This window comes from Bradyrhizobium genomosp. III, assembly GCF_000261705.1.
GTDB lineage: Bacteria > Pseudomonadota > Alphaproteobacteria > Rhizobiales > Xanthobacteraceae > Bradyrhizobium > Bradyrhizobium ottawaense.
Genome location: NZ_AJQF01000136.1, coordinates 19748 through 27102 on the forward strand (window position 1 = coordinate 19748; position 7355 = coordinate 27102).

General features: G+C 64.1%; 6 protein-coding genes. 4 read left to right on the plus strand and 2 right to left on the minus strand.

The features are described 5' to 3' along the window. The first annotated feature begins 82 nt into the window (after positions 1-82). Positions 83-1357 (plus strand): acyl-CoA dehydrogenase family protein, encoded by a 1275-nt coding sequence (locus tag IC66_RS0111725; protein ID WP_038947742.1) that lies wholly within the window; start codon positions 83-85, stop codon positions 1355-1357. A gap of 165 nt (positions 1358-1522) precedes the next feature. On the opposite strand, the gene IC66_RS0111730 is transcribed toward IC66_RS0111725, so the two are convergent. Together IC66_RS0111730 and IC66_RS0111735 are read right to left on the minus strand one after the other, a co-directional pair. Next, complete coding sequence (locus IC66_RS0111730) at positions 1523-3100, minus strand: fatty acid--CoA ligase (RefSeq protein ID WP_038947743.1); 1578 nt, start codon at positions 3098-3100, stop codon at positions 1523-1525. Positions 3101-3378: 278 nt separating this feature from the next. After that, a complete protein-coding gene (locus IC66_RS0111735; protein ID WP_038947744.1) occupies positions 3379-4251 on the minus strand; it encodes an SDR family oxidoreductase in 873 nt (290 codons plus the stop codon). A 116-nt stretch (positions 4252-4367) separates the two neighbouring features. On the opposite strand from IC66_RS0111735, the gene IC66_RS0111740 reads away from it, so the two are divergent. The 3 genes from IC66_RS0111740 to IC66_RS0111750 form a co-directional block, all read left to right on the plus strand. Continuing rightward, positions 4368-5177: a crotonase/enoyl-CoA hydratase family protein gene (locus IC66_RS0111740; RefSeq protein WP_038947745.1), complete on the plus strand. Its 810-nt coding sequence runs from the start codon at positions 4368-4370 to the stop codon at positions 5175-5177. 159 nt (positions 5178-5336) lie between these two features. After that, positions 5337-6881, plus strand: coding sequence for an acyl-CoA synthetase (locus IC66_RS0111745; RefSeq protein ID WP_038947746.1), 1545 nt, complete (start codon positions 5337-5339; stop codon positions 6879-6881). 137 nt (positions 6882-7018) lie between these two features. Then, positions 7019-7355, plus strand: a 337-nt coding sequence (locus tag IC66_RS0111750) for an enoyl-CoA hydratase/isomerase family protein (protein ID WP_038947747.1), incomplete at its 3' end; no start/stop codon positions are given.

Genomic DNA, 7355 nt, shown 5'->3' on the forward strand with positions numbered 1-7355 from the left:
CTCTTCTCAGCTTAATCGCACGAAGCCGAAACGCGCCTAGCGTCTTAACGCAAAACGATAAAATCAATCCGGGAGAGAACCTGTGGATTTCTCATTGCCTGCCGATCTCGTCGCCTATCTCGCAGAGCTCGATCGTTTCATCGAACGCGAGATCAAGCCGCTGGAAGAGGCCGACGACAACATCCGCTTCTTCGATCATCGCCGCGAATGGGCGCGCACCGATTTCGAGAATGGCGGCCTGCCGCGCCATGAATGGGAGGCGCTGCTGCGCAAGGCCAAGGATCTCGCCGATGCCGCCGGGCATCTCCGCTTTCCGGTATCCAGGCAGTATGGCGGCAAGGACGGCTCCAACCTCTGGATGGCCGTGATCCGCGAGCATTTTGCGGCGAAGGGTCTCGGCCTGCACAACGATCTCCAGAACGAGCACTCCATCGTCGGCAATTTCCCCGTCGTCACCATGCTCGACCGCTATGGCCGCGACGACCAGAAGGCGATGATCGACGGTTCGATCAAGGGCAAGTACCGCATCACCTTCGGCCTCACCGAGCCGCATCACGGCTCCGACGCCACCCACATGGAGACGCGCGCGGTGCCCGCGACCCGCGACAACGTCAAGGGCTGGATCATCAACGGCGAGAAGATGTGGACCACAGGCATGCACGTCGCGACGCACTGCGCGCTGTTTGCGCGCACCAGCGGCAATGACGGCGATGCCCGCGGCATCACCTGCTTCCTGGTTCCGGCCAAGAGCCACGGCGTCAAGGTCGAGGAGTACATGTGGACCTTCAACATGCCGACGGATCATCCGCGCGTCAGCTTCACCGACGTGTTCGTGCCGGAGGACGCGCTGTTCGGCGAGGTCGGCCGCGGCCTGTCGCTGGCGCAGTGCTTTGTCCACCAGAACCGTATCCGTCAGGCTGCGAGCTCGCTCGGCGCGGCCGTCTATTGCATCAACGAGAGTGTAAAGTATGCGCGCGAGCGAAAACCGTTTGGCCGGGCGCTGGCCGAGAACCAGGCGATCCAGTTCCCGCTGGTCGAGCTTGCCACGCAAGCCGAGATGCTGCGCCTTCTGATCCGCAAGACCGCCTGGGAGATGGACCAGCTCACCGAGGAGCAGATCGAGCGCACGCTCTCCGACCGCGTCTCGATGTGCAATTACTGGGCAAACCGCCTCTGCTGCGAATCCGCCGACCGCGCCATGCAGGTCCACGGCGGCATGGGCTATTCACGCCACAAGCCGTTCGAGCACATCTACCGCCACCACCGCCGCTACCGGATCACCGAAGGCAGCGAGGAGATCCAGATGCGGAAGGTCGCGGGATTCCTGTTCGGCTATATGGGGCCGGGGAAGCATTGACTGTTATCGCGCGTTCTCTCTCCGCGAGTCGTCCCCGCGTACGCGGGGACCCATAACCTCAGGGAGAAGTTTGTCGCGAACTGGTAACTCCGAGTCGTCGCCAAACTTCTCCCTGGGGCTATGGGTCCCGGATCTGCGCTTCGCTTGTCCGGGACGACAGCGGGATCAATTCACCCTTCTATCCTTCCCCGCCCAATACGGCTCCCGCAATTGCCGCCGCAAAATCTTGCCGCTCGGATTCCTCGGCAGCGCCGGAAAGAACTCCACGCTCTTCGGCGTCTTGTAGCCGGCGATGCGCGTCCGGGTGAAGTTGATGATGTCGGTGGCGCTCGCCTGTTTGCCGGGCTTCATCACGACAACCGCTTTCACCGCCTCGCCCCATTTGTCGTCGGGCACGCCGATCACCGCGGCTTCGGCGACGTCGGGATGATCGCACAGCGCGCTCTCGACTTCGGCGGGGTAGATGTTCTCGCCGCCGGAGATGATCATGTCCTTGATGCGGTCGTGGATGTAGAGATAGCCGTCCTCGTCCATATAGCCGGCATCACCGGTGCGCAGCCAGCCGTCGCTGCGCAGCGTCGACGCCGTCGCCTCCGGCAAATTCCAGTAGCCCGCCATGTTGGAGCCCGAGCGCGTCGCGATCTCGCCGACCTCTCGTGGCGGCAACGGCTTGCCGTCGACGTCGAGGATTGCGATCTCGATACCCGGCAGCGCCTTGCCGGCCGAGCGCATCCGCTCCAGCCCCTCGACGTGATCCTCCGGCGGCAGCGCGACGATGGTGCCGGTGGTTTCGGTCATCCCATACAGCTGCACGAAGCCGCATTTGAAGACCTCGATGCACTCCTTCAGCAACGCCGCCGGTATCGGTGAGGCGCCATAGAGCATGTATTTCAATCGTGAAAAGTCCACCGTCCTGGCGCGCGGCTGCCGCACCACGAACTGCATCGCCGCCGGCACCATGAACAGTTTTGTGATGCCTGATAGTTCGAAGAAATCCAAAACCTTGGTCGGATCGAACTCGCGCGCGATCATGCCGCGGGCGCCGTGATAGAGGCCCATCACACCCCAGCCGGAGCCGCCGATGTGGAAGACCGGCATGGCCACCAGCGAGACGTCGTCGGTCGACCACCGGTTCCACTCCGGCTTGTCCTCGGCATTGCCTGATTGCACGAGGTTGAGGAAGTTGGCGTGGCTCAGCATCGCACCCTTCGGCTTGCCCGTGGTGCCGGACGTGTAGAGCTGGATCGCGATGTCTTTCGTGTCGATCGGCACCCCGGGATCGTCGCCGCTCTGCGCATCCCGCCACGCCGCAAAGTCCTGCCATTCCGGCGCGCCGCCTTCGGTGGTGATAACCGTGCGCACGCCCGGCAGCTGATCCCTGATCTGGCGGACCTGCGTGATGAACTCCGGCCCGACGAACAGCACCGTGGTTTTGCAATCTTCGACGATGAAGGCGACCTCGGGCCCCGCGAGCCGCCAGTTCACCGGCGCCGTCACCACGCCGGCCTTCATCGCGCCCATCAGCAGCTCAAAATAGAGGTCGCTGTTCTTGCCGAGATAGGCGATGCGGTCACCCTTCTTCACGCCCATCGCAATCAGCGCGTTGGCGACCTTGTTGGTCCTCGCGTCGAATTCGGCAAAGCTGGTGAGGCGGCCCTCGAACTCGTAGGCGATGGCGTTGCCGCGGCTCTTGGCGCGTTCGCGCACCATGTCGGCAAGAGTTGCCAATGGCTGTGTGGACATGTTTCTCCCGTGGCGTCTTGTTCTTATGCCCGGGAGTGTGGCGTCATCCGCGGGGGAAGACAAGGTGGGAGCCCCGCTGTCGTCCCGGACAAGCGCGCCATAAGCGCGCGCAGATCCGGGACCCATACGCCGCAGCAAGGATTTGGCGAAGACTCGGAGTGACCAGCCTCGCCTCGCACCTCTCCCTGTGGTTATGGGTCCCCGCCTCGCGGGGACGACAGTTGAGGGTGAGGGTAGAGCGTCAGCCCCTTACACCCCCACGCCGTTGCAACGCGACATCACCCCCGCTTCGCCCGGTCCTTCTCGTTCTGCGCCATGATGCTCTCGCGCGCGGTTTTCCAGTCGTCGTCGCTCCAGTCGCGGAGCTGGTAGAAATTGCCGCCCATCGCCAGCGCCTGCGCGCCGTCCATGGCGATGGTCTCGCCATTGATCCAGTCGCAGCCGCCGGAGATCAGGAACACGGCGACGTTCTGCAGTTCCTCCATGGTGCCGACGCGGCCCATCGGGTTCATCGCCTTGGTGCGCGCGCCGGCCTCGTCGCCGGGCTTGATGCGCTTGCTCATGCCTTCGGTCGGGATTTCGCCGGGCGCGATGGTGTTGAGGCGGATGCCGTAGCGGCCCCATTCGGCCGCGAGCGACATCGTCATGGCATGGATCGCCGACTTGCTCATCGCCGACGGCACGACGTAGGGCGAGCCGTTACGCACCCAGGTCGTGGTGATTGACACCACGTTGCCGGGCTGCTTCAAGGCGATCCAGCGCTTGCCGATCGCCTGCGTCACGTAGAACGTGCCGTGCATGACGATGTTGGCGACGGCATCGAAGCCGCGCGGCGACAGGTCCTCGCTGCGCGAGATGAAATTGCCGGCGGCGTTGTTGATGAGGTCGGTCAGCGGCGCGTCGCGGAAGATGGTCTCCACCATCTCCTCGACCGCGAGCGCGTTGCGGATGTCGACGCCGTGGCTGGTGACGCGGCCGCCATACAGATCCATCAGCTCGGTTGCGGTCTCGTCGCACACGATCTTGCGCCGGCCGCAAATGTGCACCTCGGCGCCGAGCTGGAGGAAGCGCGCTGCCATCGCCTTGCCGAGACCTGTGCCGCCGCCGGTCACGAGAATGCGCCGTCCAGCGAGAAGATTTTCCTTGAACATGGCTGTTTCTCCCGTACGGATTGTCAGTTAATTGGTCGATTGACTAAATCCGGCCGCCAGCGTCCTGTAAAGCGGCACTGAACAAGAACAGGCAAGAACTAAGGGAGAATTCATCCATGGAAGAGCGCGTCTCGATCTCGATCTCGGAAGGCGTCGCCGACGTGCGCCTGGTGCGCGCGGACAAGATGAATGCGCTGGATCAGGCCATGTTCGAGGCGCTTGTCGCCGCAACGGACCGGCTTTCGAAGGACAAGAGCGTGCGCGTCGTCGTGCTCTCAGGCGAAGGCCGCGCCTTCTGCGCCGGTCTCGACATGGGGCGTTTTGCCGCCATGAAGGAGAAGGGCGGCAACGGAATTCCGGGTGGCGAAAATCGCGATCTCACCAAGCGCACGCACGGCCAGGCGAACTTCCCGCAACAGGCGGTGTGGGGCTGGCGCCAGCTTCCGGTTCCCGTGATCGCGGCCGTGCACGGCGTCGCCTTCGGCGGCGGCTTCCAGCTCTCGCTCGGCGCCGACATGCGCTTCCTCTCGGCGGATGCGCGGATGTCGATCATGGAGATCAAATGGGGCCTCGTGCCTGACATGGCGGGCACGCCGATCCTTGCGAGCCTCGTGCGCGACGACATTTTGCGCGATCTCACCTATACGGGGCGCATCTTCTCCGCGCAGGAGGCGATGACCTACGGCCTCGCCACGCGCATCTGCGACGACCCGCGCGCCGCGGCGCTGGAGACCGCACGCGAGATCGCCGGCAAGAGCCCCGATGCGATCCGCGCGGCAAAACGACTGCTGAACAATCTCTCGGTCGATCCGGGTCCGGCGCTGCTCGCGGAGTCGGTCGAGCAGCAGAAGCTGATCGGCAGCGCGAACCAGACCGAGGCGGTGCGCTCCAATCTGGAGAAGCGCGCGGCGAAGTATGCGGATTAGCAGTTCCCCGTCATTCCGGGGCGATGCGAAGCATCGAGCCCGCAATCCATAACCACGATCGGGAGTATGGATTCCGGGCCTGCGCCTTCGGCGCATCCCGGAATGACGATCGTAGGTTTGGCTGCATTCTCGAACCCGACGAAAGATCGGAAAACAACAATGAGCGAAACGCCCCAATTCCTCGGCATCGTCTCCGGCGAGCGCCGCCGAACCCACACTGAGGTCGCCAACCGCGCCGACCGCATCGCCTCAGGCCTCGCCAAGATCGGCGTTCGCCAAGGCGATTGCGTCTGCATGCTGATGCGCAACGACATCGCCTTCCTGGAGGCTGCCTACGCCGCGATGCGGCTCGGGGCCTATGGCGTTCCGATCAACTGGCACTTCAAGCCGGAGGAGATCACCTACATCCTTGATGACACCGGCACGTCCGTCCTGATCGGACATGCCGACATGCTGCACGCCTTGCGCGATGCGATCCCTGAGGGCGTCACCGTGCTCAGCGTGCCGACGCCGCCGGAGATCCTGTCCAGCTACAAGATCGATCCCGATCATCTGAAGACGCCGGACTTCGCCATCGATTTCGAAGCCTGGCTCGCGCAATTCCAGCCCTATGACGGCCCCGTGGTGCCGCAGCCCATGAACATGATCTACACCTCGGGCACCACAGGCCATCCCAAGGGCGTGCGGCGCAACGCGCCGACGCCGGAGCAGCAGACCGCCGGCGAGCGCATGCGCGCGATGATCTACGGGCTTAAGCCCGGCGCCCGCGCGATCCTGCCGGGTCCGCTCTATCATTCGGCGCCGAACTCGTTCGGCATCCGCGCCGGAAAGCTCGGCGGCGCGCTGGTGCTGATGCCGCGCTTCGAGGCCGAAGAATTCCTCGAACTGATCGAGCGATTTGAAATCGACACGATCTTCATGGTGCCGACCATGTTCATCCGGCTGATGAAGCTGCCGGAGGCGGTGCGCAGGAAGTACGACGTCTCTTCGCTGCGCCACGTCATCCATGCCGCCGCGCCCTGTCCGGCCGACGTCAAGCGCGCCATGATCGAATGGTGGGGGCCGGTGATCTACGAATTCTACGGCTCGACCGAATCCAGCGCGGTGACGTTCGCGACCTCCGAGGACGCGCTGAAGAAGCCCGGTACCGTCGGCAAAATCTCGCCCGGCGCCGAGCTGCGCTTCCTTGGTGAGGACGGAAGCGTGCTCGGCGTCGGCGAGATCGGCGAGATCTATTCGCGCATGACCGATCTCGCCGATTTCACCTACCACAACAAGCCGGAGAAGCGCGCCGAGATCGACCGCGACGGCTTCATCACCTCGGGCGACGTCGGCTATATCGACGCGGACGGCTACGTCTTCATCTGCGACCGCAAGCGCGACATGGTGATCTCGGGCGGCGTCAACATCTACCCGGCCGAGATCGAGTCCGTGCTGCACGCCGTATCAGGCGTGCATGATTGCGCCGTGTTCGGCATCCCCGATGCCGAGTTCGGCGAGGCGCTGATGGCGGTGGTGGAGCCGCAAGCCGGCGTCACGCTGGATGCTGCAGGTGTTCGCGCCGCGCTGAAGGCGCATCTTGCCGACTACAAGGTGCCCAAGCACATCGAGATCCGCACCGGCCTGCCGCGCGAGGATTCCGGCAAGATCTTCAAGCGCCGCCTGCGCGATCCCTATTGGGAGCAGGCGGGGCGGAAGATCTGACAATTCGACGAGGACCCGTAGGGTGGGCAAAGCGGAGCGTGCCCACCATCTCGATCAGAATACGTTGGCAGATCGTGGGCACGGCGCAGGCGCGCCTTTGCCCACCCTACGAGATCAGGGACGAGGAAACATTTGTCATGACCGATGCCGCGAACGAAGTCCTCTACGAAGTCGCCGATCACATCGCGACCATCACGCTGAACGCGCCGGAGCGCATGAACACGATCTCCGGCCCGATGCTCAACGATCTGGCGCGGCTCCTGACCGAAGCCAACGAGGACAAGGACGTCCGCGTCGTGATCCTCACCGGCAAGGGCAGGGCGTTCTGCGCCGGCCTCGACTTGCGCAAGGAGCGTGACGGCAACGGCCTCAGCGCGGCGTCCTCGCCGACCACGATCAACCTGCGCAACACGCCGCCGACGGTGCTGCAGGCGATGGACAAGCCGACCATCTGCGCCGTCAACGGCGGGGGCG